We start from the raw sequence: 526 nt of genomic DNA, 5'->3' as shown, positions 1-526 counted from the left end.
TAAACTAAATGAAGTGTTTGAAGAATGGATTAGTATGCGAAAAAATACTATTTCTAAAAAACATTATGAGGTAACCATATTTTCATATAATGCACATATAAAAGATGTTATAGGAAACATCAAAATAAAACAAGTCAAATTAAAAGATATGCAAAATATTGTCAATAAAATGATTGATCAAGGCAAATCTCCAAGGACAACAAAAACAATAAAAGACATACTTTCTCCAGTATTTGAATTTGCTATTAAAAATGATTATATAGAAAAAAATATAGCAAGAGAAATAGAGATACAAAAATTTGACAACAAAAGATATTTTACTATTGATGATGAGGATAGAAATGCTCTTTATAAAGCTATTATAAATTATGAAAATTTAATGATACGAGCTATGTTTATATTTCTTTTACATGGAAGAAGAAAAAGTGAAGTTCTTACATTAAAATGGGACAATATTGACTTTGCTAATAAAATTTATTTTTTACCTTCAAGCCAAAACAAATCAAGGAAAAACTTACAATTTCCG

Annotated in this window: 1 protein-coding gene; it reads left to right on the top strand. The window is 24.3% G+C overall.

The genetic code is table 11. The features are described 5' to 3' along the window. Nucleotides 1-13: 13 nt before the first annotated feature. Nucleotides 14-526 (top strand): site-specific integrase (locus tag L8X28_RS08335; RefSeq protein WP_263666063.1); only part of this gene is annotated, 513 nt, incomplete at its 3' end.

This window comes from Campylobacter sp. CNRCH_2016_0050h (assembly GCF_025772605.1).
Classification (GTDB): Bacteria; Campylobacterota; Campylobacteria; order Campylobacterales; family Campylobacteraceae; genus Campylobacter_D; species Campylobacter_D lari_D.
This window is presented reverse-complemented; position numbering and strand designations above follow the sequence as displayed.